General features: G+C 67.6%; 20 protein-coding genes. 9 read left to right on the top strand and 11 right to left on the bottom strand.

Going from position 1 to position 24,426, the window contains the following annotated elements; genetic code table 11:
* Nucleotides 1-69 precede the first annotated feature (69 nt).
* Nucleotides 70-456, bottom strand: coding sequence for a hypothetical protein (locus NQ034_RS12405; protein ID WP_257049198.1), 387 nt, complete (start codon nucleotides 454-456; stop codon nucleotides 70-72).
* A 119-nt stretch (nucleotides 457-575) separates the two neighbouring features.
* The gene (serA, locus tag NQ034_RS12400) at nucleotides 576-2,213 is read right to left on the bottom strand and encodes a phosphoglycerate dehydrogenase (protein ID WP_257049196.1); all 1,638 of its coding nucleotides are present in this window, start codon (nucleotides 2,211-2,213) and stop codon (nucleotides 576-578) included.
* Between the two features lie 167 nt (nucleotides 2,214-2,380).
* Here serA and NQ034_RS12395 point away from each other — a divergent pair, with 167 nt between their 5' ends.
* Together NQ034_RS12395 and NQ034_RS12390 are read left to right on the top strand one after the other, a co-directional pair.
* Nucleotides 2,381-3,802, top strand: a complete 1,422-nt coding sequence (locus NQ034_RS12395; RefSeq protein ID WP_257049195.1) for a sensor histidine kinase — start codon at nucleotides 2,381-2,383, stop codon at nucleotides 3,800-3,802.
* Nucleotides 3,799-4,590 carry a response regulator gene (locus NQ034_RS12390; RefSeq protein WP_257049194.1) on the top strand — a complete coding sequence of 264 codons (792 nt, stop codon included), beginning with the start codon at nucleotides 3,799-3,801 and terminating at the stop codon, nucleotides 4,588-4,590. Before NQ034_RS12395 ends, NQ034_RS12390 begins: the two co-directional genes overlap by 4 nt.
* Nucleotides 4,591-4,723: 133 nt before the next feature.
* Here NQ034_RS12390 and NQ034_RS12385 read toward each other — a convergent pair whose 3' ends face one another.
* Nucleotides 4,724-4,975: a PLD nuclease N-terminal domain-containing protein gene (locus NQ034_RS12385; RefSeq protein WP_257049193.1), complete on the bottom strand. Its 252-nt coding sequence runs from the start codon at nucleotides 4,973-4,975 to the stop codon at nucleotides 4,724-4,726.
* A gap of 333 nt (nucleotides 4,976-5,308) precedes the next feature.
* Here NQ034_RS12385 and NQ034_RS12380 point away from each other — a divergent pair, with 333 nt between their 5' ends.
* Together NQ034_RS12380 and NQ034_RS12375 are read left to right on the top strand one after the other, a co-directional pair.
* Entirely contained in the window at nucleotides 5,309-6,070 is a 762-nt protein-coding gene (locus tag NQ034_RS12380) for an ABC transporter ATP-binding protein (protein ID WP_373456823.1), read from the top strand.
* The gene (locus NQ034_RS12375; protein ID WP_257049191.1) at nucleotides 6,067-8,751 is read left to right on the top strand and encodes an ABC transporter permease; all 2,685 of its coding nucleotides are present in this window, start codon (nucleotides 6,067-6,069) and stop codon (nucleotides 8,749-8,751) included. The genes NQ034_RS12380 and NQ034_RS12375 overlap by 4 nt, the downstream gene beginning before the upstream one ends.
* Before the next feature lie 112 nt (nucleotides 8,752-8,863).
* Here the strand turns inward: NQ034_RS12375 and NQ034_RS12370 are convergent, their stop codons facing one another.
* The gene (locus NQ034_RS12370) at nucleotides 8,864-10,159 is read right to left on the bottom strand and encodes a GNAT family N-acetyltransferase (RefSeq protein ID WP_257049190.1); all 1,296 of its coding nucleotides are present in this window, start codon (nucleotides 10,157-10,159) and stop codon (nucleotides 8,864-8,866) included.
* Nucleotides 10,160-10,321: 162 nt separating this feature from the next.
* Here NQ034_RS12370 and NQ034_RS12365 point away from each other — a divergent pair, with 162 nt between their 5' ends.
* From NQ034_RS12365 to NQ034_RS12350, 4 genes are read left to right on the top strand one after another with little or no spacing between them, the layout of a single operon-like run.
* The gene (locus tag NQ034_RS12365; RefSeq protein WP_257049189.1) at nucleotides 10,322-11,374 is read left to right on the top strand and encodes an ABC transporter permease; all 1,053 of its coding nucleotides are present in this window, start codon (nucleotides 10,322-10,324) and stop codon (nucleotides 11,372-11,374) included.
* Complete coding sequence (locus NQ034_RS12360) at nucleotides 11,371-12,381, top strand: ABC transporter permease (RefSeq protein WP_257049188.1); 1,011 nt, start codon at nucleotides 11,371-11,373, stop codon at nucleotides 12,379-12,381. The genes NQ034_RS12365 and NQ034_RS12360 overlap by 4 nt, the downstream gene beginning before the upstream one ends.
* A complete protein-coding gene (locus NQ034_RS12355; protein WP_257049187.1) occupies nucleotides 12,378-14,066 on the top strand; it encodes an ABC transporter substrate-binding protein in 1,689 nt (562 codons plus the stop codon). Before NQ034_RS12360 ends, NQ034_RS12355 begins: the two co-directional genes overlap by 4 nt.
* Before the next feature lie 5 nt (nucleotides 14,067-14,071).
* Nucleotides 14,072-15,697, top strand: a complete 1,626-nt coding sequence (locus NQ034_RS12350) for a dipeptide ABC transporter ATP-binding protein (RefSeq protein ID WP_257049186.1) — start codon at nucleotides 14,072-14,074, stop codon at nucleotides 15,695-15,697.
* Here the strand turns inward: NQ034_RS12350 and NQ034_RS12345 are convergent.
* The 7 genes from NQ034_RS12345 to NQ034_RS12315 all read right to left on the bottom strand — a co-directional run bounded on the left by NQ034_RS12345 (nucleotide 15,694) and on the right by NQ034_RS12315 (nucleotide 22,863).
* Nucleotides 15,694-16,455 carry a hypothetical protein gene (locus tag NQ034_RS12345; protein ID WP_257049185.1) on the bottom strand — a complete coding sequence of 254 codons (762 nt, stop codon included), beginning with the start codon at nucleotides 16,453-16,455 and terminating at the stop codon, nucleotides 15,694-15,696. The genes NQ034_RS12350 and NQ034_RS12345 overlap by 4 nt on opposite strands.
* 42 nt (nucleotides 16,456-16,497) lie before the next feature.
* Nucleotides 16,498-18,066 carry a sodium:solute symporter family protein gene (locus tag NQ034_RS12340; RefSeq protein ID WP_257049184.1) on the bottom strand — a complete coding sequence of 523 codons (1,569 nt, stop codon included), beginning with the start codon at nucleotides 18,064-18,066 and terminating at the stop codon, nucleotides 16,498-16,500.
* Nucleotides 18,063-18,338, bottom strand: coding sequence for a DUF3311 domain-containing protein (locus tag NQ034_RS12335; RefSeq protein ID WP_257049183.1), 276 nt, complete (start codon nucleotides 18,336-18,338; stop codon nucleotides 18,063-18,065). The genes NQ034_RS12340 and NQ034_RS12335 overlap by 4 nt, the downstream gene beginning before the upstream one ends.
* 171 nt (nucleotides 18,339-18,509) lie before the next feature.
* Complete coding sequence (locus tag NQ034_RS12330; RefSeq protein ID WP_257049182.1) at nucleotides 18,510-19,199, bottom strand: cysteine hydrolase family protein; 690 nt, start codon at nucleotides 19,197-19,199, stop codon at nucleotides 18,510-18,512.
* A 142-nt stretch (nucleotides 19,200-19,341) separates the two neighbouring features.
* Entirely contained in the window at nucleotides 19,342-20,373 is a 1,032-nt protein-coding gene (ilvC, locus tag NQ034_RS12325; RefSeq protein ID WP_257049181.1) for a ketol-acid reductoisomerase, read from the bottom strand.
* Between the two features lie 109 nt (nucleotides 20,374-20,482).
* Nucleotides 20,483-20,992 carry an acetolactate synthase small subunit gene (gene ilvN / locus NQ034_RS12320; protein WP_257049180.1) on the bottom strand — a complete coding sequence of 170 codons (510 nt, stop codon included), beginning with the start codon at nucleotides 20,990-20,992 and terminating at the stop codon, nucleotides 20,483-20,485.
* Nucleotides 20,989-22,863 carry an acetolactate synthase large subunit gene (locus NQ034_RS12315; RefSeq protein WP_257049179.1) on the bottom strand — a complete coding sequence of 625 codons (1,875 nt, stop codon included), beginning with the start codon at nucleotides 22,861-22,863 and terminating at the stop codon, nucleotides 20,989-20,991. The genes ilvN and NQ034_RS12315 overlap by 4 nt, the downstream gene beginning before the upstream one ends.
* A 306-nt stretch (nucleotides 22,864-23,169) precedes the next feature.
* Here NQ034_RS12315 and NQ034_RS12310 point away from each other — a divergent pair, with 306 nt between their 5' ends.
* The gene (locus NQ034_RS12310) at nucleotides 23,170-24,414 is read left to right on the top strand and encodes a methyltransferase domain-containing protein (protein WP_257049178.1); all 1,245 of its coding nucleotides are present in this window, start codon (nucleotides 23,170-23,172) and stop codon (nucleotides 24,412-24,414) included.
* Nucleotides 24,415-24,426 lie beyond the last annotated feature (12 nt).

Here is a 24,426-nt window from a genome sequence, read left to right as displayed (position 1 = left end):
GGCCCGGAACCCAAGGGTTCCGGGCCCGCCGCTGCGAGAGGGCTATGCGCCAGAGCTATCGGATGGCATTCAGCCGATCCGGGGATCACTCGCCGGTGGATCACTGGCCGGGAAGGACTCGACTTCCCATTCGTCGACGACCGCATCATCGTGCTCCCAGACTTCGGCGGCTTCCTCGGCCTCTTCGGCTTCGGCCGTCAGCTGATCGCCGGCAGGGTACTCGCGGACGATCTCCGGTCCCGGGCCCGCGGAGACCTCTTCGACGATGTGCGAACCGTCGGGCTGTTCGAGCAGCCGGTCCCCGTGGGCGTCTGCGACTTCCCGCAGGTGCTTCTCCGAGTCGTCCTCGACATAGCCGGGACGCTGACCTGTGGTCACGTCCGGTCCGGCAATGTACTTGTCGAGTGTGTCCTCGACCGCGCCGACTGCGTTGCGGAGTTTCTTCTGGATGGTCATCGTCATCCCTCCTCAGTGGATTCGAAATCGACGACGTCTCCTATGTGCCCCGCACGATACCAGCCGCATCCGCGGTGTCAAGGCTCGGAGAACCCGAAGGGCCGAAGTGGCCGTGTGGCTCAGTCCTCCGTCAGGTCCACCAGCGCGAAGTACGCGGCATCCACTGCGCCGGCCACGGCGGACACGACCGCGTCCTCGACGATGGAGTCCACGGCCAGCACGGCCAGGGCCTTCGTCTCATCGGCCGAGGGCGAGACCTGCATGCCGGCGATGTTGATGTTCACGCGGCCCAGGGCCTGGCCCAGCTGGCCGATGATGCCGGGACGGTCGGTGTATTCGAAGACCACCAGGTGGTCGCTCAGCGGCATCTCCAGTTCGTAGTCGGACACGCCCGTGAGCTTCTGCACCAGCTTGGGACCGGTCACGGTGCCGGACACGCGGACCCGGCGCCCGGCCGAGGTCGTGGCGATCAGCACGGTCTCATTGCGGAAGTACTCGACCTCCTTGTCCTGCACCAGTTCCACTGTCACGCCGCGCTCCTCGGCCAGCACGGGGGCGTTGACATAGGACACCGGCGTCGAGACCAGGTCCATGAACACGCCCTTGAGGGCCGAGAGCTTGAGCACGGACACGTCCTTGTCCGCGATCTCGCCGTGGATCTCCACGCGCAGGTGCGTGATGGCGTCGCCACCGGCCAGCGCGGTCAGGGTCCGGCCCAGGCGCTCGGCCAGCGGCACGCCGGGGCGCACATCGGGGTCGATCGCACCACCGGCGACGTTGACGGCGTCGGGGACGAGTTCCCCGGCCAGCGCGCGGCGGACCGACTTGGCGACTGCGATGCCGGCCTTCTCCTGTGCCTCCACGGTCGAGGCGCCCAGGTGCGGGGTGACGTTGAGGTTCGGGAAGTCCCCGGCCAGCAGCGGCGAGTCCTGCGGCGGCTCCTGGTCCCACACGTCGATCCCGGCGCCGCCCACGCGCCCCTCGGACAGGGCGCGGGCCAGTGCTGCCTCGTCGATGATGCCGCCGCGGGCCACGTTGACGATGCGCGCGGTGGGCTTGAGCAGCTTGAACTGCTCATCGGAGATCATGCCGATGGTCTCCGGGGTCTTGGGCATGTGCACCGTGATGAAGTCCGACTGCGCCAGCAGTTCGTCCAGGCTCAGCACCGTCACACCCATCTGTGCGGCGCGCTGCTGCGAGATGTAGGGGTCGTAGCCGACCAGCTTCATCCCGAAGGCCTTGGCGCGTTCGGCGATGAGTCCGCCGATCCGGCCCAGGCCGATGATGCCCAGGGTCTTCTCGAACAGTTCGACGCCGGTCAGCTTGGAGCGGTTCCACTCCCCGGCCTTGAGCGAGGAGTTGCCGGCGCCCAGGTTGCGGGCGGCGGCCAGGATGTGCGCCATGGTCAGTTCCGCGGCGGACAGGATGTTCGAGGTCGGGGCGTTGACGACCATCACGCCGGCCTTGGTGGCGGCGGGGACGTTGACATTGTCCAGGCCCACGCCGGCGCGGGCGATGACCTTGAGGGAATCCGCGGCGGCGATGGCCTCGGCGTCCATCTGGGTGGCGGACCGGATCAGCACGGCGTCGACTCCGGCCAGTGCGGGGATGAGTTCGCCGCGGTCCGAACCCTTGCACGTGCGGATGTCGAAATCGGGCCCTAAGGCGTCGATGGTGGCAGGTGAGAGGTTGTCTGCGATCAGCACAACGGGCTTGGCCACTGTGTCTCCTTTTACAGTGTGATGCTGGGTGAGCATGGCCGGGCGTGCGCGTGTGGGCCACGGCGGGGCCGTTCCCAAGTCTAGCGATCCCCTGCCGGCCGGCTCCGACCGGTTCAGGATTCGGGCGGCCGGAGTCCCGGCTGGGCAGATCTGCCCGCGACCGAGGTCCGGCCCGGCCCGCTCTCCCACGTACAGTTGGGGCCATGAGCGAGTTCCTCGGGCGCACCCCCTGGCATATCAAGGTGGCGCGCGGGCTGGACCGGTATCCGTGGGCCTTCGACGCCCTGTTCATCGCGCTACCGCTGACCCTGGTGCAGCTGCTGATCTCTGGAGATCTCTACCTGAGCAGCGTGCGAGGCGCACCGATCTGGTGGCCGGAATCCTTCGGTCCCACCCTGTCCGTGCTGCGCTTCTGGGTGACCGTGGCGATGTGCGCGATCCTGGCCGTGCGCCGGATCTGGCCGGTGCTCATCGCCTGGACGATGGTGGCTCTGGCGCTGTGCTCACTGACGTTCGGAGCGACGCCCGATCTGCACTATGTGGCCGTTCCCATCACGGTCTACACGACTGTGGTCTACGCGCCCCGGCGCTGGGGCACGGTCTTCGCCTGCCTCGGCTATCTCGGGGCCCTGCTGTTGGGAGGTCTCACCCTCGCGCTCCTTTTCCTCCCGCCGGCCATCTCCGATGACACCGACCGCATGGGAGCGTTCGTCCTGGCCGGCCTGGCCTGCGGGCTGTGCGCGGCTATCGTCTCGGTCGCCTGGCTGCTGGGCGATATCCGGCGGCGCCGCCGGAACGAAGCCACCTCGATCCGCGAGCGCAATGACCTCTTGGAGCGCGAACGCGAACACGAGGCGCGGCTGGCCGCCGATGCCGAGAGGCTGCGGATCGCCAGGGAGATGCACGATATCGTGTCCCATTCCATGTCGGTGATGATCGCGCAGTCCGATGGCGGTCGCTTCGTGGCGGCCGTCGACCCGGCACGTGCCCAGGAGGCTTTCAGGACCATCGGCGACACCGGCCGCGAGGCGCTGACCCAGATGCGCCAGATGCTCGGGGTACTGCGTTCGGCCGATGCCGAATCCCAGAGTGCACCGCTGCCCCAGGTCGCGGATCTGCCCGATCTGGTGGGCGATGTGCGGGCGGCCGGGGTCGATGTGGACCTCTTGGCCGACCTCGGCTCCCTGCCGGAGCTGACGTCCGGTGCGGGCCTGGCGGTCTACCGGATCGTGCAGGAGGCCTTGACGAATACGCTCAAGCACGCCGGCCCCGGCGCCCACGCCGCGGTCCGTTTGACGGTCGACCGGGCCGAGGACGCCCTGCTGATCCGCGTCGACGATTCGGGGCCTGCCGAGCCGACAGCCGGTCGGGCCGGCGCCGAGGCGGTAGCCGAGGCCGAGACCGGCGGCGCCGCGGCCCCCGGACCACACTCCGACCCTTCCACCGGGGATGCTGTGACCGGCTTGTCCGCCGTGGCCCACGACGACGGCCGGGGCTCCGGTTTGCGGGGCATGGATGAGAGGGCCAGACTCTATGGCGGCACCGTCGCGCACACCGCCGACCCCTCCGGCTTCCACATCACGGCTCTGCTGCCCCTGGCCTCGATCGAAAGGACCCGTGCATGAGCGAGACCGAACCCATCACCGTGCTGTTGGCCGATGACCAGGCGCTGCTGCGCACGGGTTTCCAGATGGTCATCGATTCGCAGCCGGACCTGCAGGTGATCGCCCAGGCCGGCACCGGCGCCGAGGCGATCGCCGCGACCCTGCGGTATCGCCCGCGGGTGGTGCTCATGGACATCCGGATGCCCTCGGGCGACGGCATCCAGGCGACCCGCGAGATCCTGGGCCTGCCAGCCGGGCCCGATGGCTACCGGCCGAAGATCATCGTGCTCACGACCTTCGACACGGACGACTACGCGCTGCGCGCTTTGCAGGCGGGGGCCTCGGGCTTCCTCCTCAAGGACACCCAGCCGGAGGTGCTGTTGGATGCGATCCGCACCGTGGTGCGCGGCGGCGCGGTCATCGCGCCCACCACCACGCGCAGATTGCTGGACGCGGGTGGGCTCAGTGGTGGCGGGCCCGCGCAGGCCGAGGCCCCCACCGGGTCGAGCGGTGCAGCATCTCAGACGGGCGCACAGATTGCCGGGGTGAGCGGCAGCGGCGCTGCAGACGAAACCGCCGAGGATGCCGAAACGGTCCGGCTGCGCGAGGCGGTGGGGACGCTGACCGAACGCGAACTGGATGTGTTCAAGCAGATCGCCACTGGCCGGTCGAACAAGGAGATCGCCGATGCGCTGTCCGTATCGGAGGCGACGGTGAAGACCCATGTGGGCCGGGTGTTCTCCAAGCTGGGTGCCCGCGACCGGGTCCAGGCGGTGGTCTTCGCCTACCGGGCCGGAATCGCCGGCTAAGTGACATGAGCATGTCACTATGGCATAGGACGTATCGACTCCCGCTATGTTAAACCGGCTTCCCTCTTCTTGAGCAGGCACTTTGGTCCGTTCCGAGACGGTACATTCAGACCAAAGCGCCTGCTCGTTTCCGCTAACTCCTGTTCAACTGAGCACTCCGGCCCCAGATGAACCAGACCAGGGAACCCAGGAATGGGAAAGCGAAGACCGCTATGACCCAGAGGAGCTTGCCGCCCAGGGTCAGGTTGGGCGACATCACGATGCTGATGAGTGCCGCAATGAACAATGCCAGCCAGGCGATCACGGCCAGGCCCATGCACACCAAGACCAGGAACCCCAGGCCAGAATTATCAGTGGCGCCTGCTGAACTTGCCAGATACATCATCACAAGAAGTCCTCCGCTTCGTATACGTCGTGTGATTCGTCATCTTCGACGCTACTCAGCTGGCCCGCAGCGCACATCGACCCACAGGATGAAATCCGGCTACGCATGTCAGCCCATGGAATGAGTGCCGGAGCCTGCATGGGATGTCCTACCACCCCGGAACCCCGGACACCCCCCCCAACCGGACAGGCCCCAAGTGGGGATTCCCCTACTCCTCACGGGGGATATCCGGTGAGCCACGACACGCACAAAATCATCCTGCAAGAGGATGTGTCCCACCCGGTCCCCCGCATAGCGTTGAGACCAACGCTATGAGCCACCCGGCTCACCCCGATCCGAGGAGCATCCGTGACCACGACACAAAATTTCGACGCCCCCGCCGCCCGTGCGGTCGGCCTGACGAAGACCTACGGCACCGGCGATGCGGCCGTACAACCGCTGGGCGGCCTGAACCTGGACATCACAGCCGGCCAGTTCACCACCATCATGGGGCCGTCCGGTTCTGGCAAGTCGACGCTCATGCACATCCTGGCCGGACTGGACTCCCCCACCGCCGGCCAGGTGTTCCTGGGCCGGCGCGAACTCACCAGCCTGAATGAGAAGCAGCTGACCCAGGTCCGCCGCAATCATGTGGGCTTCATCTTCCAGGCCTTCAACCTGGTTCCGGCGATGACGGCCGAGGAGAACATCCTGCTGCCCAGCCGCCTGGCCAAGACCTCGGTCGACCGCGAACTGTTCAACGGCATCACCGGCATGCTGGGATTGACCGAGCGCCTGAAACACCGACCCCATGAGCTCTCCGGCGGCCAGCAGCAGCGCGTCGCCGTGGCCCGTGCCCTGGTGACCCGCCCCGATGTCATCTTCGCCGACGAACCCACCGGCAACCTCGACTCCGCAACCGGTACCGAGGTCCTCGAACTGCTGCGCGCCTCGGTCGACGAATTCGGGCAGACGGTCGTCATGGTCACCCACGACCCGGCGGCGGCCGCGACCGGCGACCGAGTGGTCCTATTGGCCGACGGCCGACTGGTCGGCGATATGGCCCGGCCCAGCGCCGACCAGGTCTCCGCGGCGATGATGGAGGTCACCCGATGACCGACATCCTCAAATCATTCCTGCGCACGGGCGCCGGCCGGTTGGTGGCCGCAGGCATCGCGATCCTCGTGTCCGTGGCGTTCATCGCCACCGTCCTGTCTCTGTCCGATGCCTTCAACCGGACCATGCGCACCACCGCCCAGGGCAGCTATGCCGGCTCCGACGTCATCATCAGCTCGAGCGAATCGATGATGTCCGAGTCCTCGGGTGACGACGCGGCGGACTCCGGCGAACCGGTCGAATTCGACGCCAAGGTGGCCAAGAAACTCGCCACCGACGCGCAGCAGATCCCGCAGATCTCCCAGACCCAGGCGGACCGCAGCATCGCTGCGCTGACGAAGATGGACGGGGTCGAACAGTACATTACGGCTGCCACCACCCCGATCGGACGGCACTATGAGTTCGTTTCCGGCAAGGCGCCTCAGGGGCCCGGCCAGGTGATGCTGTATCAGGACACTGCCAAATCCCTGGGCCTGTCCCAGGGCCAGCAGGTGAACCTGGACACCACCGGATTCGCCTCCGAAACCGATGACTCCGGCAAGACGGCCAAGGACACGGGCAAGAAGTCCACCGTGACCGTCACCGGCATTCTGCGCGGCAGCGACGGCGGCGACCCCACCGTGTACACCGACGACGCGGGCCTCGACGCCCTGGGTGGGGATTCCTACTACGAATCCCTGCGCATTGTGCTCAAGACCCCGGGCGACACCACAGCACAATCTCAGGTCGCCCATGACTTCGCCGATCTGCTGGCCAAGCAGCGCGGCGGCAAGGTCGTCGACAAGGATCTCGAGGGATTGCAGGCGGCGGGCTTCACCGTCCAGACCAATGAACAGGTCGTCGACCAATACCTCAAGACGCTCTCCGGCGGCACCAACATCCTGACCTCGATCGTCCTGGCCTTCGGCGCCGTCGCCCTGTTCGTCGCGGCCCTGGTCATCGCGAACACCTTCCAGGTTCTGGTGGCATCGCGCACCCGCACCCTGGCCCTGCTGCGCGCCATCGGCGCTACCCGCGGCCAGATCCGCGCCGCCACCCTGGCCGAGGCCTTTGTCCTGGGCCTGGTCGGCTCCGTCCTGGGCGTATTGCTGGGTTGGGGCCTGGCAGTGGGCTTCTCGTACCTCGCCCGCAGTTGGATGGGCGAATTCGAGATCGCCACCCTGCCCGTGTCCGCGGCCATCGCCGGTCCTGTGCTGGGTGTGGTCGTGACAGTGCTGGCCTGCCTGACCCCGGCCCGCAAGGCCACCAAGGTCACGCCGATCCAGGCACTGGCACCCGTGGACATCCCCGCTCCCAATGCCGGATTCCCCTGGATCCGCGCGATTCTGGGCGGCATCGTCAGCCTGGTGGGCCTCGTGGCCACTGTCTTCGGCGGCATCGCCCACCAGATCCTGCTGGCCCTGCCCGGCGCCATCGTGCTGTTCTGCGGCATCCTGCTGCTGACCCGGGTGATCGTCCCACCGTTCGTCCGGGTGCTGGGGCATCTGTTCTCCGCCATCACCCGGTCCCCTGCGATCGGCCTGGTGGCCCGCAATATCAAGATGGCCCCGCGCCGCACCGCGTCGACGACCACCGCGCTGCTGATCGGCGTCACCCTGGTGTCGACCATGATGATCGGCGCGCAGACGATGAAGACCACATCCCAGGCCGCGCTGGCTGAGAGCAATGCGGTCGATATGTCGATCGCCCAGCCCAGCGAGCACGAACAGTCGGTCATCCAGGGCTCCGATATCGTCTCAGCGCACGCCCACCTCGACGGGGCCAAGGTCACAGTGCCCGGTACCGCCGATCCGACTGCCGCCGATGCGGACGAGAATCCGGCTGGAGACGACTCGGCAGAGTCCGCAGGGCAGTCCAAGGACCTTGCGCTGACAGCGCTGGCACCGGATTCCCAAGCGCTCAAAGCGGCCAGAGGCAAGGATCTGACTCCCCAGGCCGGCACCGTCTATATCAACGACGACCAAGCAAGGGAACTCAAGAGTGATTCGGATTCGTACACCACAGGCGATCCCGTGGGCACGTTCACCTTCAAAGGCGAGCGCGGAACAGTCAAGCTCAAGGCCGTGGCCGGCCATGGAATCCCCCGGGCCGAGGCCGTAATGGACACTTCGGACCTCTCCCAGCTGCAGCCCACTGCGTCCGAGGGTGCGATGTGGACGGAGATCTCCGACCAGGCCACCAGCTCGGATGTGCAGAAGCTGACGAGCGCCCTGAACGCCGATGACCGGGTGGATCAGGAAGGCGCCATTATGCGCGTGACCATGTCCAACATCATCAACGTGGTCCTGGCGATCGTCCTGGTGCTGCTGGCCGCGTCCCTGGTGGTCGCGGTGGTCGGGGTGGCCAACACCCTGTCGCTGTCGGTGATGGAGCGCAGGCGGGAGACCGCACTGCTGCGTGCCATGGGCATGACCCGTTCGCAGGTGTCCTGGATGGTCGCCGTCGAGGCTCTGCTGATGGCGTTGGTCGCCATCATCCTGGGCCTGGTACTGGGCCTGCTCTTCAGCTGGGCGGGCATCTCCTCGCTCATCCAGACGAACAGGATCGCGATCACCGTCGGCATCCCCTGGGGGCAGATCGGCGCGGTCATCGTCGCCGCTATCCTGGCATCGCTGCTGGCATCCCTGATCCCGGCCCGCGCGGTCAGCCGGACCAAACCGGCCGAGGGCCTGTCCGCCTGATCACCCCGGCATCGAAACACGCCGACCCGTCGATCTTTTTCGTTTCCATTGAGGAAATCGGAGAAGATCGACGGGTCGGCGTTCGTACGAGCCCGAGTTCGTGTGAACAGACTCAGAAGTCGTTCGGGCTGTACGGCAGGCGTTCCAGGGCGAACATCGCGCGGGCCTGGGCCACGACCTCGGGCCGGGCCGCGCGGATCCGCCCGGCGCGCGAGAGCACTGCGGGATCCGCCCCGCCCAGGTACAGCGAACCCAATTCGGCGATGTCCAGGGACAGATCCGCCATGGCATCGTCGGGTTCATCGGCCAGCCGGACCACGGTGCCACGACCGTCGGCCGCGGTCAGCTCGAAGACGCCCGCGCCGAAGCCCAGGGAATCCGTGACCGACAGGGTCAACTTGCCCATCAGCCCCCAGGGCCGGGCCTCCAGAGCCTGGGGCACGTCGAGGATGCGCAGCCATTCGGAGTCCTCCACGGCCTTGACCGTCATCCGCCGCGGATCTGCCAGCAACCAGGACAGGGGCGAGTCCGTGGCCGCCGCCGGATACCGGACCCGGTTGACCAGGTCGATCGCACCCAGATAGCCCCACAGGGCGGAGTAGGCAGCATCGGACACGGCGACCAGGTCGATGATGTCGATCGTGGCCGTCCAGTCGTCCCACCCGGAGATCTTGTAGCTGACGAAACCGTCGGGAGCGCCGGCCTCATCGAAGTGCAGGGCCGCCCGGACCTTGGGATCCGGCTTGCCGGTGTCCAGATCGAGGCTGCCGGCGGCCCGTTCGACGTAACTCTGTTGGCGTCCGGCTGCCCCGGGGAACTTGCGCATGTACTGCGCGTAGATCTGTGGTGCCAGCTCGCGCAGCACCTGCGGATCGCACATTTCGACCCGCCGGTCCGGTTCCACCGCAAGGGCGAATCCGGGTGAGGTATCCACCTCGACCCGCTGGATCCAGGTGGCCCGGCCGAAACCGAAGCGCCGGTAGATTCCGCCCTCGGTCGCGGTGAGCACGGCGAACGGATAACCAGCGGTGGCGGCGTGGGCCAGGTTCTGTGTCATCAGCGCGCGCAGCAGGCCCCGGCGCCGGTGCGTCGGCCGCACCGTCACCCAGGTGATCAGGTGGGCGTCGACGAGGTTCCCCCCGCCGACGTTGAACTCCTTCTCGAAGTGCGCGAAGGTCGCCACCGGAACCGCCGGATCCAGGGCGTATTCGGGCTGGCGGTCGACATAGGCGGCGGTGAACTTCCGGCCGTCCAGCATCGACCTGCGCACCTTGTCGCCCAGCGGCTCCTCTTCCAGCCGGGGTTCGTGGAACCCCGCCTGAACGGCCTGCAGGTACGCGGTGGTCTGGGCATCGGGGGCGCCATCGGCCAGCCCCGGTTCAAATGTCTCAAAGCGATAATCGGCCATGTTCTCAGCCTAACGCGGATCCCGGCGCGCGTGAGCTCCATGACAGCTTTCCGATCCGCATGACATAAAGGAATATCCGCCTCATACCACCCGTTATAGTCTTCTGTTTACGCTCACATACACCGGGCGCACAGACTTTGCACACCATCGATGAAGGGAACCATGCACGCCGCCACCACCACTGCACCACAGGCGCCCGCGGCCGGACGGTCCGCATGGCGCGACCTGTGGTCCCGGCTGCGGCACGACCATGCGGCGATGACCGGTCTGGTCCTCGTAGCGCTCTTCGTGCTCATGATGCCGGCTGCTCCCCTGTTCACCTGGCTCACCGGTAACGACCCCTACACCTACAACACGGACCTGCTCGGAGCCGACACCGCGCCGGCGGGTGCCCTGGGCGGGGCCTCAGGCGGCCACTGGTTCGGTCTGGAGCCGCGCACCGGCCGGGACCTGTTCGCCATCGTCACCTGGGGCTCCCAGGTGTCGCTGCTCATCGGCATCGCCTCGACCCTGGTCTCGGTGGTCATCGGTGTGGCCGTCGGCCTGTTCGCCGGCTACTTCGGCGGCTGGACGGACAAGCTGCTGGGCCGGTTCACCGATGTGGTCTTCGGCTTCCCCTTCCTCATCTTCGCGATCGCACTGGCCGCCGTCGTCCCCGACTCCTTCCCCCGTCCCCTCATGCTGATCCTGGTCATCGGGCTGTTCGGCTGGCCGCAGATCGCCCGGGTCGTCAGGTCCGAAACGCTGAGCCTGCGCGAGCGCGGTTTCGTACGCGCGGCCAACGCCGCCGGGATCGGCCCCTGGCGGGTGCTGACCCGCGAACTGCTGCCCAATCTGGCGGCGACCATCATCGTGTTCACCACGACCTCGATCCCGGGCAAGATCGGGTCCGAGGCCGCGCTGAGCTTCCTGGGCGTGGGCATCGCCCCGCCCACCCCCAGCTGGGGCCGGTCGATCTCCGACGCGATCTCCTGGGTCCAGGTCGATCCCATGTACCTGGTACTGCCGGGCCTGGCGCTGTTCGGCGTCACCCTCGGCTTCACCCTGCTGGGCGATGGGCTGCGCGATGCGCTCGACCCCCAGCGCACCGCCCGCGCTCCCGAGGCCGCGGCCGCCGGCGACGCCGCCGCACCCGCCGCGGTGCCCGGTGCGGCCGAGGCGGGTTCCTGCGACCAGCCGACCGGCACCTCGGCGGCGGACGGGAGCAGAGAGTGAACCGCGCCCTGTCGATCCTGCGCTTCCTGGCCGCCCGGGCAGGCGGGGCGGTGCTGGTGCTGCTCATCATCGCCACCATCAGTTTCGCGATCTTCTACCTGCTGCCGAACAACCCGGCACAGCTGTCCTGCGGTAAGCCCTGCACGCCGGACCGGCTGGCCGAGGTCCAGACCTATATGGGCCTGGACAAGCCCTGGTACGCGCAATTGGGAGCCTTCCTGCTGGGCATCGTCGCCGGCCGCACCTTCGGGGCGGGCGCCACCGCGATCCACTGCGCGGCACCCTGCTTCGGCTACTCCTTCCGGCTCCAGTCCGATGTCACCGGACTGTTGGGCGAACGGCTGCCGGTGACCCTGTCGATCGCGATCGGCGCGATCGTGCTGTGGACCATCGCCGGCGTGGGCGCAGGTGTCTGGGCCGCCCTCAAACGCGGCAAGCCCACAGACAGGCTGCTCATGGGGGCCTCCGTGTTCGGAGTGTCCGCGCCGAGCTACCTGGTGGCGCTGCTGCTGATCCTGCTGTTCGGCTTCACCCTCAACGTCCTGCCGATCGGCGGCTACGTCGCCTTCACGGAGAATCCGGCCGGCTGGGCCTACCACCTGATCATGCCGTGGGTGGCCCTGGCGATCATCAACGCCGCCATCTACACCCGCCTGACCCGCGGCACCCTGCTGGAGACCCTGGGACAGGACTTCGTGCGCACCGCCAGGGCCATCGGCCTGCGGGAATCCGCGGTGGTGGTGCGCCACGGCCTGCGCAATATGGTCGTGCCCATCGCCACCCTCATCGCCCTGGACTTCGGGTCGCTGCTGGGCGGCACCGTCATCACGGAGAAGGTGTTCAACCTGGCAGGTGTGGGATCCCTGCTGTTGGACGCCGTGAACAACCTCGACCTGCAGGTGGTCGTGGGCGTGACCCTGTTCGCCGCGGCCGCCGTCATCGTGGCCAACTTCCTCATCGACATCCTCTACAGCGTCCTCGACCCAAGAATCGGAGCACACGCATGAAGAAATCAACCAGAACCGGCCTGAGCCTGACGTCCCTGGTGGCCGCTGCCGCCCTGCTGCTCACCGGCTGCAACGCCAACGACCTCTCCGGCGATTCCGACGCCGGGCAGGACCTGGGCGAAACCCAGTCCGGCGGCAACCTGACCATCATGCAGGGCGCCACCGATATCGAATGGGACCCCGCGAAGAGCCAGAACCTGGCCATCACCACACTGGGCCTGGTCGAACGCCGGCTGACCACCTGGGATGCCGAACCCGGCAAGGAGACCAAGGTCGTGCCCGATCTGGCCAAGGACACCGGCACCCCGTCCAAGGACGGCAAGACCTGGACCTTCAAGCTCAAAGACGGGCTGAAGTACGAGGACGGCTCCACGATCACCGCCCAGGACATCAAGTACGGGCTGGAGCGCTCCTTCTCCACCGAGCTCTCCGGCGGCCTGGGATATCACAAGTCGCTGCTGGTGGGTGGGGACGACTACCGCGGCCCCTACAGCGGCAAGCACCTCGACTCGATCAAGACCCCGGACGACAAGACGATCGTCTTCACGCTGAAGTCCGCCTTTGGCGACTTCCCGTGGATCGCCTCGATGCCGGCCTTCGCCCCGGTGCCCAAGGCCAAGGACGATATCAAGGCCTATACCAAGAAGCCCGTGGCATCGGGACCGTACCGGGTCGCGAAGTACACCGCAGGCAATCAGGCGGTGCTGGAGCGCAATGAGCACTGGGACAAGGACACCGACCCCGTGCGCACCGCCGGTCCCGACACCGTGACCTTCAAACTGGGCCAGGACATCACTGTGTCGGCCCAGTCGCTGATCTCCGATTCCGGGGATGCCAAGAACGGCTTCTCCGCGGACTTCGTGCCCGCCTCGCAGCTGGCCCAGGCCCAGCAGAACCCGGCGGCCAAGGACCGTCTGGTCACCAGTGGCGACGGGGCGCTGGCCTATCTGGCGATGAACACGAAGCGCGGGGCGCTGAAGGACCTCAAGGTGCGCCAGGCCATCAACTACGCGGTGGACAAGAACGCCTTCCGGGTGGCCGCCGGCGGTGAGATCGCCGGCGACTTCGCCTCGACGCTCATCACCCCGGGGATCCCCGGACGCGCCGACTACGACCTGTACCAGGCCGATGCCGCCGGTGACGTGGACAAGGCGAAGTCCCTGCTGGCCGAATCCGGGCAGAAGCCGGGCAAGCTGCGGCTGCTGGTGAAGAACGATCAGACGAACGTCGCGCAGGCCGAATCGATCCAGCAGTCGCTGGGCCGCGCGGGCATCGAGGTGTCGATCAAGTCGGAGGACCAGCAGTCCCTGCAGGCCGATGCGACCGATGCCAAGGGCGACTACGACCTGTACCTGGGCTCCTGGCAGCCGGACTTCCCCTCGGCCAACGGCAATATCCAGCCGCTGTTCGACTCCTCGCAGATCGGCGGGGGCAACTACAACATCTCCCGCTACTCCAATAAGAAGGTCGACGCGCTGATCAAGCAGGCGACCGAAGAGGTCGACCGCACCAAGGCCGGGCAGGTCTGGGCACAGGCCGACAAGCTGATCATGGAAGACGCTCCCATCGTCCCGCTGATCTACACGAAGAACACCTTCATCCACGGCTCGGGCGTGGAGAACTTCGTCATCGGCAAGTTCCCGGCCTACCCCGTGTACTTCAAGGCCTCGCTCAAGCAGGGCTGATACCAGTGGAGCACACCCCAGCACCGGGCGCGCCGGCCCTGCGCATCGCCGGACAGCGCGTGTCCTTCGGCACCACCGAGATCACCCACGGCATCGACCTGCTGGTGCGTCCGCGCACCGTCATGGCATTGGTCGGCGAGTCCGGGTCCGGCAAGTCGGTGACCGCGCTGAGCCTGCTCGGCCTGGCCGGCACCGGTTCGAGCGCGACCGGTTCGGCCCGCCTGGCCGACGGCACCGAGTTGATCGGCGCCGAGGCGCAGCTGCTGCGCAGGGTCCGCGGCAAGCGGATCGGCGTGGTCTTCCAACAGCCGATGAACGCCTTCGACCCGATGTACCGGATCGGCCACACCCTGACCGAGGCCCTGCGCGCCCACGGTGAGCGGGTCACCCGGGAGCAGGCGGCCGGGCGGTCCGCGGCCGCCCTGCGAGCCGCGGGCCTGGCTGCCCCCGAGCGCATCCTCGCGTCCTATCCTCACGAGCTCTCCGGCGGGCAGTTGCAGCGCGCGATGATCGCCCTGGCGACCATCCACGATCCCGAACTGCTCATCGCAGACGAACCGACCACGGCCCTGGACGTCACCGTGCAGGCCGATATCCTCGATCTGCTGCGGCACATCGCGACCGAGCGCGCCGTCCTGCTCATCACGCACGATATGGGCGTTGTCGCGCAGGTCGCCGATGAGATCTCCGTGATGAAGGACGGACGGATCGTCGAAACCGGTGCGGCGGCCGAGGTCTTCAACCGGCCCCGGCACGCCTACACCCGCAAGCTGCTCGACGCGGTACCCCGGCTGGGCGCGGTGGCCGCCGCGGCCTCGGCCGAAGCCGGCTCCGGGACCGACCCGAACACCAGTGACGAGGCGCCCGCCGCCGAGCTCGTGGGCGGGCGGGTGGAGTTCCGCGGCAAGCGCACCACCGTGGCCGTCGACGATGTCGATCTGTGCGTGCCCGCGGGGACCGTGGTGGCGCTGGTGGGCGAATCGGGTTCCGGCAAGTCGACGATCGCCAATGTGCTCATCGGCGCCCAGCGGCTGACCGCGGGGACCGCGCGGATCGCCGGTTCCGAGGTCCGCACGGGCAATGGCCGGGACCAGCGCAGGCTGCGCGCACGCATCGGCACCGTGTTCCAGGACCCCGCCGGTTCGCTCAACCCGCGCCGCACGGTCGCGGCCCAGTTGGCCCAGCCGCTGCAGGTCCACACGGACTTGGGTCGGACGGAGATCGATCGGCGGGTGAACACGCTGCTCGACGATGTCCAGCTGCCGGCCGGGTTCGCCGCGCGGATGCCCCATGAGCTCTCCGGTGGGCAGAAGCAGCGGGTGGCGATCGCCAGGGCCCTGGCCCTGCGGCCCCGGCTACTCATCGCCGATGAGCCGACCAGTGCGCTGGACGTCTCCGTGCAGGCAGGCGTGTTGGACCTACTGCGGGACCTGCACGCGGAGTACGGTTTCGCCTCGCTGTTCATCAGCCATGATCTGGCGGTGGTCGAACAGATCGCCGAGCAGGTGGTGGTGCTGCGCCACGGCCGGGTCGTCGAACGGGGTGCGACGCTGGACGTGCTGCGCAGACCGCAGGACGATTACACCCGCGAACTCATCGCCGCCGTCCCCGAACCCGTGGTCGCGGGCTAGGGATAGACCTGGGAGGGCTCGGGCGAAAGCAGGGTGTGCAGGGCCCGCAACCGTCTCACCAGCTGGTTGTCGATGCTGTAGCGGACGAAGGCCAGCCAGAACAGGCAGATCACATCGGCACACCCCGTCACCAGGGCCACCCAGGCCGCCGGCGACAGAGCCGCATCACCGGCGGACTGGGACCCGGCGCCGATCACCCCGATCCCGCCGAGCACCAACCACCACAGGCCCACCCACACCGCCGAGGTCAGCAGAGCCGTGCGCGGACTGCGTGCAGCGGAGAACATCGAACCGTCGTCGGTGGGCGCCTGCAGGCTGAGAATCGAGCCGATCCAGTCCAGCAGCAGGCCGCTCCACGCCTGGACGCCGGTGAGGAAGCGGATGGCCGGAAGCCGGTCGTCGCGCCCGGCCAGGGCCACATCGCGGGCGATGACGCCTTCGAGATAGGGCCGCGGCGGCGGCTCGATCCCCCGCAGGCCGCGCGCCAGGCGGTGCCGCAGCGCGCCGACCCGGCAGAGGTGGGCGATGATCCACCCCAGCATGAGGGCCTCGAGCCCGGCCAGGGCCCACAGGACGGCGTCCCCGCCGGCCCGGGCCGTCTCGTCCTGCGCACTCAGCGCGGCAGTGAGCAACCACAGCACGGAGCACACGAGCAGGGTCAGGCAGTAGCCGAACCCCGTCCAGGGGAACATCCGGCTGGGCACCGCGATGCGCGTCCCGTCACGGGTCTGATCGAGTGCGTACAGGTAGCGCGGCATGCAGCCCAGCCTAGTCCGCCCATGACCGGGTTCTCTCCCGGCTCAGCCCTGGGCGTCCGTCCGGGACGATTCCACCACCTGGGCGGGGCGGGCCGAGCCGGCGGCCCGGGCCGTCGCCCTGGCCTCGCTGCGCCAGGTCTTGCGCCAGCGCGGATCCGGCGACACCAGGCTGAGCACGACCACGACCAGGAAGTTCAATGCCAGCGCCCACACCCCGCCGTTGACGCCCCAGAGCGGGTCGTTGCCGGTGAAGTACAGGGCCAGCATCGCGATGCCGCCGACCACGATGCCCGCGGCCGCAGCGTGCTTGCTCATGCGCGGCCAGAACAGTCCCAGCAGGGCAGCGGGCACCAGCTGGGCCATGCCCTCGTAGCTGAGCACTGACAGGGAGACCAGGGCATTGGGCATGAACAGGCTGCCGGCCAGCGCGACCAGGCCGGCTATCAGGCACACCACCTGGGAGAGCTTCCGCTGCCGCGCTCCGGCCGGGTCCTGGGCCGCCGCCGCAGAATCCGCAGGCGCGTGGGCCCTGGTCAATCCGCCGCCGAGCACGGTGCGGCCCCACATGGTGCCGATCGCCAGCATGAAGACGCTCATCGGCACGATTGCGCTCAGCGCCCCGGCGACTCCGATGATCGCCACCAGGGGGGCCGGGAGCGAGTCGATGACCACGGAGAACAGGGCCAGATCGCCATTGGCCAGAGCCGGCACGACGAACAACGCGGCCATCCCGATCATCACGGGCACCAGCAGCAGCACCTGGTACCAGGGCAGGATGATCGAGTTCCGGCGCAGCGAATTGGCGCTGTCGGCGCTGATGTAGCCGGCCAGGGTCGTCGGGAAGATGGCCGTGGTGAAGGCGTTGAGCAGGATCGTGGAGATGAACCAGGCCGCACCGTACTCGCCGCCACCGGCGCCGGGGAAGGTCAGCCACTGCGGCTTCTCCTGGATCATCCGGCCGACGAGTTCGCCCACCCCGTCGAAGTAGTGCAGGGGGACGTAGATCGCCAGGAAGGCGATGGCCGCCACCGTCAGACCGTCCTTGAGCACGCTGACCCAGGCGGAGCCGCGCAGGCCCGAGACCAGGATGAACAGCTCCGCGACGATGAAGGAGATGATCGCCGCGACCTTCAGGTCGATGGCCCCGTAGGACATGGCGTTGACGACCGTGCCCATGCCCTGGATCTGCAGCTGGATGTAGGGCAGCATGAAGATGGTCGCCGCGATCGCCACGAAGATGGCCAGGGGCCGGGACTTGAACCGGTACTCGATGATGTCGGTCAGACCCACCAGCTTGTGCCTGGCGGCATAGGTCCACAGGGTGGGAGCCAGGACGTAGGCGATGATCAGGCCCACGCTCAGGTAGCCGATCAGGTAGAGGATCGGGACCCCGTACTTGTACGACCACCCGGCCGCTCCCAGGAAGGAGAAACTGGTGTAGGACTCGCCGGCCATGAGCAGGAGCACGAAGATGAAGCCCAGGCCGCGGCTGGAGACCGACCATTCGTCCATGGACTTCTCCCGGCCACGGCCGGAGTAGACCCCGATCGCCACGGTGGCGACCATGGCCAGGGCGAAGATGATGATGGCGATGATCGCCGACGAGCTCATGCGTCCTCCTCCACGAAATCGGCGTGGTACGTGTCCTCGAACGCCGCATCCACCGGAATGTACTCTCCGCGGTTCTCCCGGTAGAAGGGGTCCAGGCGGGCCACCAGCCAGACCAGCAGCGGCGTGATCACGGTGACGATGAGGACGTAGGCGAAGGCGAACGGCAGCCCCAGCACCACCGGCTGGATCGAGTTCGCGACCACGGGTGTCAACAGATAGAGAACGACGGGCACTGGCAGGATGAGAAGTGACCAGCGAGATCTGCGCGGCATGCACGGCTCCATTCGGGTCGGTCGGTGCGGATGGGTGACGAACGCCATGTTTCCATACACGGGTTATCGACCGCGCACCGGTCCCACGGCCATGGGTCAGAATCCCAGCAGGAATCCCAGCGATGGGGGCCGACCGGGAGCTCGGTCCGGGGGCGCAGCCCGCCGCGGGACTCAGCCCAGTCGGGCCAGGAACTCCTCGCTGGACTCGATGGCGGCGTAGACATTGCGCAGATGCCACAGCGCGGTTTCGTGGTGCTTGGGCGTGATCGCCCCACAGGCGTCGGCGACGATGCCGACCGAATAGCCGGAGTCGGAGAGGTCGCGCACCGTGGAGCTCACGCACTGATCGGTGTAGAAACCGATCGTCACCACATTCTCGATCCCCAGGTTCCGCAGAATACGGTCCAGGTTCGTCCCCAGCACCGCGCCGGAACAGGACTTGTCCAAGACGATCTCACCGGCGATGGGTTCCACGCCCGGCAGGAACTGCGCGGCCTCGGACCCGGGCAGCACCTTGAAGTTCTTGCGCCGGTGCGACAGGCCCACGTCCGCACCGTCTTCCAGCAGCTCCTGGATGCGCACGTGGATCGGGCGGATGCCCGCGGCCCGCGCGGCCTGCAGGACCCGGGTTCCGGCGGCCACGGTTGCCTGGCAGTCCTGCTCGATCCGGCCGATGGCCTCGGCGCAGTCTGCCTCGGGGATACCCCGGCTCCTGGCGAACTCCCAGAAGTGATCGGGCAGGATGCACTTCTGCATGTCGATGAGCAGCAGGACCGTATTGGCGGGGTCCAGCGGGAGCGGCTCCCGTTCGGCCCTGCGCACGAACATATCCGCGAACTCATCGACTGTCAGCTCCGACATGGCATTCCTCTTCCCTGCTCTTCCAGCAGATCTTTCCGACTGTTCTGGGTCCCCGGCAATACTACGCGGCGACGTCACGCGGGGCCCGGGCAATCGAAATCGATCGCCCGGGCCCCTCGTGTGTGGTTCTCGGTTACGCGGTTCAGCGCGCGGCGGAACCCTCGGTGTAGTCCGAGTCGGCCGGCTTCAGCCAGGAGAACATACCACGCAGTTCGCGACCGACGGTCTCGATCGGGTGGACCTCTTCCTTGGCGCGCAGTTCCTTGAACTCCTTGGCGCCGTTGGCCTGGTCGTCCATGAAGCGCTTGGCGAAGGAACCATCCTGGATATCGGACAGGACCTCCTTCATGTGCTCCTTGACGTCGGGGGTGATGACGCGCGGGCCGGAGACGTAGTCGCCGTATTCCGCGGTGTCGGAGCAGGACCAGCGCTGCTTGGAGATGCCGCCCTCGTTGATCAGGTCGACGATCAGCTTCAGCTCGTGGCAGACCTCGAAGTAGGCGATCTCCGGCTGATAGCCGGCTTCCGTCAGGACCTCGAAGCCGTACTGGATGAGGTGGGAGACGCCACCGCACAGCACGGTCTGTTCACCGAACAGGTCGGTTTCGGTCTCTTCGGTGAAGGTGGTCTTGATGCCGCCGGCGCGCAGGCCGCCGATGCCCTTGGCGTAGGACAGCGCGGTCGCCCAGGCGGTGTTGGTGGCATCGACCTCGACGGCGATGACGACGGGCACGCCGCGGCCGTCGACGTATTCGCGGCGGACCACGTGGCCCGGGCCCTTCGGGGCGATCATGATGACATCGACGCCCTGCGGGGCGGTGATGTAGCCGAAGCGGATGTTGAAGCCGTGGGTGAAGACCAGGGCGTTGCCCTCGGCCAGATTGTCCTTGATGTCGTCGGCGTAGACCTGCGCCTGGACCTGGTCCGGCACGGCGATGACGACGACGTCGGCCCACTTGGCGATCTCGGCGTTCGAGCCGACGGTCAGGCCCTGCGCCTCGGCCTTGTCGCGGGACTTCGAGCCCTCCTTCAGACCGATGCGGACCTCTGCGCCGGAATCACGCAGGCTCAGCGCGTGGGCGTGGCCCTGGCTGCCGAAGCCGATGACGCCGACCTTCTTGCCCTGGATGACGGACAGGTCTGCATCGTCCTCGTAAAAGCGCTCTGCTGCCATGGGGGTTTTCTCCTTCATATGTCACGTGTGCTTCACACGTCTGGAACCCGTACGGTTCCATTGTATGGGTGTCTTATAAGGCGGGACAACACGTCCGCCATGCGGGCGGTCAGACCCGCGGGGCCTTGTCGGTGATCGATTTGGCGCCACGGCCGATCGCCACGGTGCCCGACTGCACGATCTCCTTGATGCCGAAGGGTTCGAGCACCGTCTGCAGGGCATCGAGCTTGGCCTGTTCGCCGGTGGCCTCGACGCTGACGGATTCGGTGCTGACGTCCACGATCTGTGCGCGGAACATCTCGACGGCGGCCAGGACCTGCGGCCGGGTCGCCGCATCCGCCTTGACCTTGAAGATCATATGGGCCCGGCGCACGGCTGTGGCCGCGTCGAGTTCCACGATCTTGATGACGTTGACCAACTTGTTCAGCTGCTTCGTCACCTGTTCCAGGGGCGCCTCGCCGACGTCGACGACCACTGTGATCCGCGAATACCCCGCGGCCTCGGTGTTGCCCACGGCCAGGGAGTGGATATTGAAGCCGCGCCGCGAGATCAGACCCGCGAAGCGCGTGAGCACACCGGGCTTGTCCTCGACCAGAACGGACAGGGTGTGACGGCTCATTCCTGGCCCTCCTCTTCCTCTTCTCCGGCGAAGTCGGGCCGCAGATTCCGAGCGTACTGGATCTCATCGTTGCTCACGCCGGCGGCGACCATCGGCCACACCATGGCGTCGGCCGGCACGGTGAAGTCGATCACCACGGGCCGGTCGTTCGTCGCCAGGGCCTGCTCGATCGCCGCGTCCACGTCCTCGTTGCGCTCCACGCGCAGCGCCAGGCAGCCGTAGGCCTCGCCCAGTTTGACGAAGTCGGGCACCCGGATCGAATCATGGCCGGTGTTGAGCTCCGTATTGGAGTAGCGGCCGTCGTAGAACAGGGTCTGCCACTGGCGCACCATGCCCAGCGAGGAGTTGTTGATGATGGCGACCTTGATCGGAATGTTGTTGATCATGCAGGTGGCCAGTTCCTGATTCGTCATCTGGAAGCAGCCGTCGCCGTCGATCGCCCAGACCGTGCGGTCCGGTTCACCGACCTTCGCGCCCATCGCAGCCGGAACCGAGTAGCCCATGGTGCCCAGGCCACCTGAGTTGACCCAGGAGTTGGGGCGCTCGTAGTCGACGAACTGGCTGGCCCACATCTGGTGCTGGCCCACGCCCGCCACATAGACGGCCTCGGGCCCGGACAGTGCGGAAATCCGCCCGATCACGTACTGCGGATCGCACAGTCCGATCTCATTGGGCTCGTAGCCCAGCGGGTAGGTCTCCTTCCAGGCGTTGAGTGTCTTCCACCAGCGCGGTCGGTCGTTCTCCAGCGCCTGGGCGTGGTTGGCCTCCAGTTCGCGCAGCAGTTCGGTCAGCACCTCGCCGGCGTCGCCGACGATCGGCACGTCCACCGGACGGTTCTTCCCGATCTCCGCCGGGTCGATGTCGGCGTGGATGATCTTGGCCTTGGGCGCGAAGCTGTCCAGGTCGCCGGTGACGCGGTCGTCGAACCGGGAGCCCACCGCGATCAGCAGATCGGACTTCTGGAAGGCCGCGACCGCCGAGACGGTTCCGTGCATCCCCGGCATCCCGATGTGCTGCGGGTGCGAGTCGGGGAATGCGCCGCGGGCCATCAGGGTCGTCGCCACCGGGATGTGGGTGGCCTCGGCCAGGGCCTTGAGCTGTTCGTGGGCGCCGCTGCGGATCACGCCGCCGCCGATGTAGAACACCGGCCGCTTGGCCTTCTCGATGAGCGAGGCCGCTTCCCGGATCTGCTTGAGGTGCGGTTTGACCGTGGGCTTGTAGCCGGGCAGCTGCGGGGCCTGGGGCCATTCGAACGGGGCCTTGCCGGCCTGTGCGTCCTTCGTGATGTCGACCAGCACGGGGCCGGGGCGACCCGTCGTCGCGATGTAGTGGGCCGACATGATGGCCTGCGGAATGTCCTCGGTCCGGGTGACCAGGAAGCTGTGCTTGGACACCGGCAGGGTCATGCCGACGATGTCGGCTTCCTGGAAGGCGTCCGTGCCCAGCAGGGTGGATGCCTGCTGACCGGTGATGGCCAGCAGGGGCACCGAGTCCATATTCGCATCGGCGATCGCCGTGATGAGGTTCGTGGCGCCGGGGCCCGAGGTCGCGATGCACACGCCCAGTTTGCCGGTGGCCGCCGCATAGCCCTCGGCCGCATGACCGGCACCCTGCTCGTGGCGGACCAGGATGTGGCGGATCCGCTCCGAGTCCATCAGCGGGTCATAGGTCGGCAGGATCGTGCCGCCGGGCAGGCCGAAGACGTCCGTGACCCCCAGCAGCTCGAGGCTGCGGACGATCGCCTGGGCGCCGGTGAGCACCTCCGGCGCATTGTCCGGTCGCTTGCGCGGCCCTGGTTTGGGGACGGACCGGGCGCCCTCCTGGGCCCCCGCTTCCGCCTTGGGTTCAGCGTTCTTCGTCGTCGCTGCCACTGTGTCTCCTTAAATGTGTCCAAGCCGCGCCTGGTGTGCCGCTCATGATCGGTGGGGCCGTGGTGTCCGGCCGGACCCGCTCATAAAAAAAGCCCCATCCGGTTTCCGGTGGGGCGCGCGGCGTTCGTCTTCGTGACGCTTACGGGTTCACCGCGCGCTGCCGATAACGAGGACGAGTACGAGCTTGTGCATGTCATCATCTAACGCCCGCCGCTCGCGGGGTGTCAAACCACAGGCCACCGGAGTCCGCATGATGAGATTGCGGTTCTCATGGTCGGTCTGCAGTACCGCCGGTAGAATCGTCCGGTGAGATGTGCACACTACGAGGCCGGTACCTGCCGCTCCTGCACCCTGCTTCCGGTGCCCTTCGGCACCAGAGTCGACCGTGCCCAGGCGGATTTGGAGGAGTTGCTGGCGCCGTTCACCCGGGACGCGGCTGCACGGATCTGGCGGGCGCCCATCACCGGACCCGAAGCCGGTTTCCGCAATAAGGCCAAGATGGTGGTCACCGGCACCGCCGACGCACCGGTGTTCGGCATCGTCGATCCCGCCGGCAACGGCGTGGACCTTCGCGACTGCCCGCTCTATCCTCCGGTCATCATGAAGGTGCTCGACCTGCTGCCCGCCCTGATCAAGCGCGCCCAGGTCTCTCCCTATTCGATCGCCCGGCGCAGGGGCGAGCTCAAATACGTGCTCATCACCGCCGGCGACGTCCCGGCTGGCGCGGGCGATCCCGCGGTCCTGGTGCGCTTCGTGCTACGCACCGAGAAGCCGGTGGAGCGCCTGCGCGAACACCTCCACCTGCTGGTGGAGTCCCTGGCTCCGGGCTCCGTGGTCACCGCGAACATCCAACCCGAGCCCAAGGCCATCATCGAGGGCCCCACCGAAGTCCACCTGGCGGGCCCCGACACCCTCTCTGTGACACAGGGACGGATCCGCCTGCTGCTGCGCCCGCAGTCCTTCCTGCAAACCAACACGACGGTGGCCTCGGGTCTGTACCGGCAGGTCTCGAACTGGGTAGACGAGATCGACCCTGGCGAGGTCTGGGACCTGTTCTGCGGCGTGGGCGGCTTCGCGCTGCACTGCGCCCAGCCCGCGGAGCCGCGCCCGGCCGGCACCGCTCCTGGCGCCGACCCTGGCGCGAGGACGCTGGAACCCGGCGCCATCGTGCTCGAGCCGCGCCGACGCAGGGTCACCGGGGTGGAGATCTCGCCGGCTGCGATCGAGTCCGCCAAACAGAGCGCCGCGGAATACGGACTGGACGCGGACTTCTACGCGGGCGATGCCGCGGCCTGGTTCCGCGAGCGGACCGCGGCCGGCCGACGACCCGATGCGCTCATCGTCAACCCGCCCCGGCGCGGGGTGGGGCGCGAGATGGCCGCATGGATCCAGGACTCCGGCATTCCCGATGTCGTCTACTCCAGCTGCAATCCCGCGACCCTGGCCCGCGATCTAGAGGCCATGTCGGCCTACCGGATCACCGCCGCCCGCCTGCTCGACATGTTCCCCCACACCCGCCACGCCGAGGTCCTGGTGCGCCTCTCCCGCTGACCCGAGGGGCGG

Origin of the sequence: Brevibacterium moorei (assembly GCF_024580735.1) — a bacterium.
GTDB classification, from domain to species: Bacteria; Actinomycetota; Actinomycetes; order Actinomycetales; family Brevibacteriaceae; genus Brevibacterium; species Brevibacterium moorei.
Note: the sequence above shows the minus strand (reverse complement) of the source record. Positions and strands in the feature narration are given on the sequence as shown.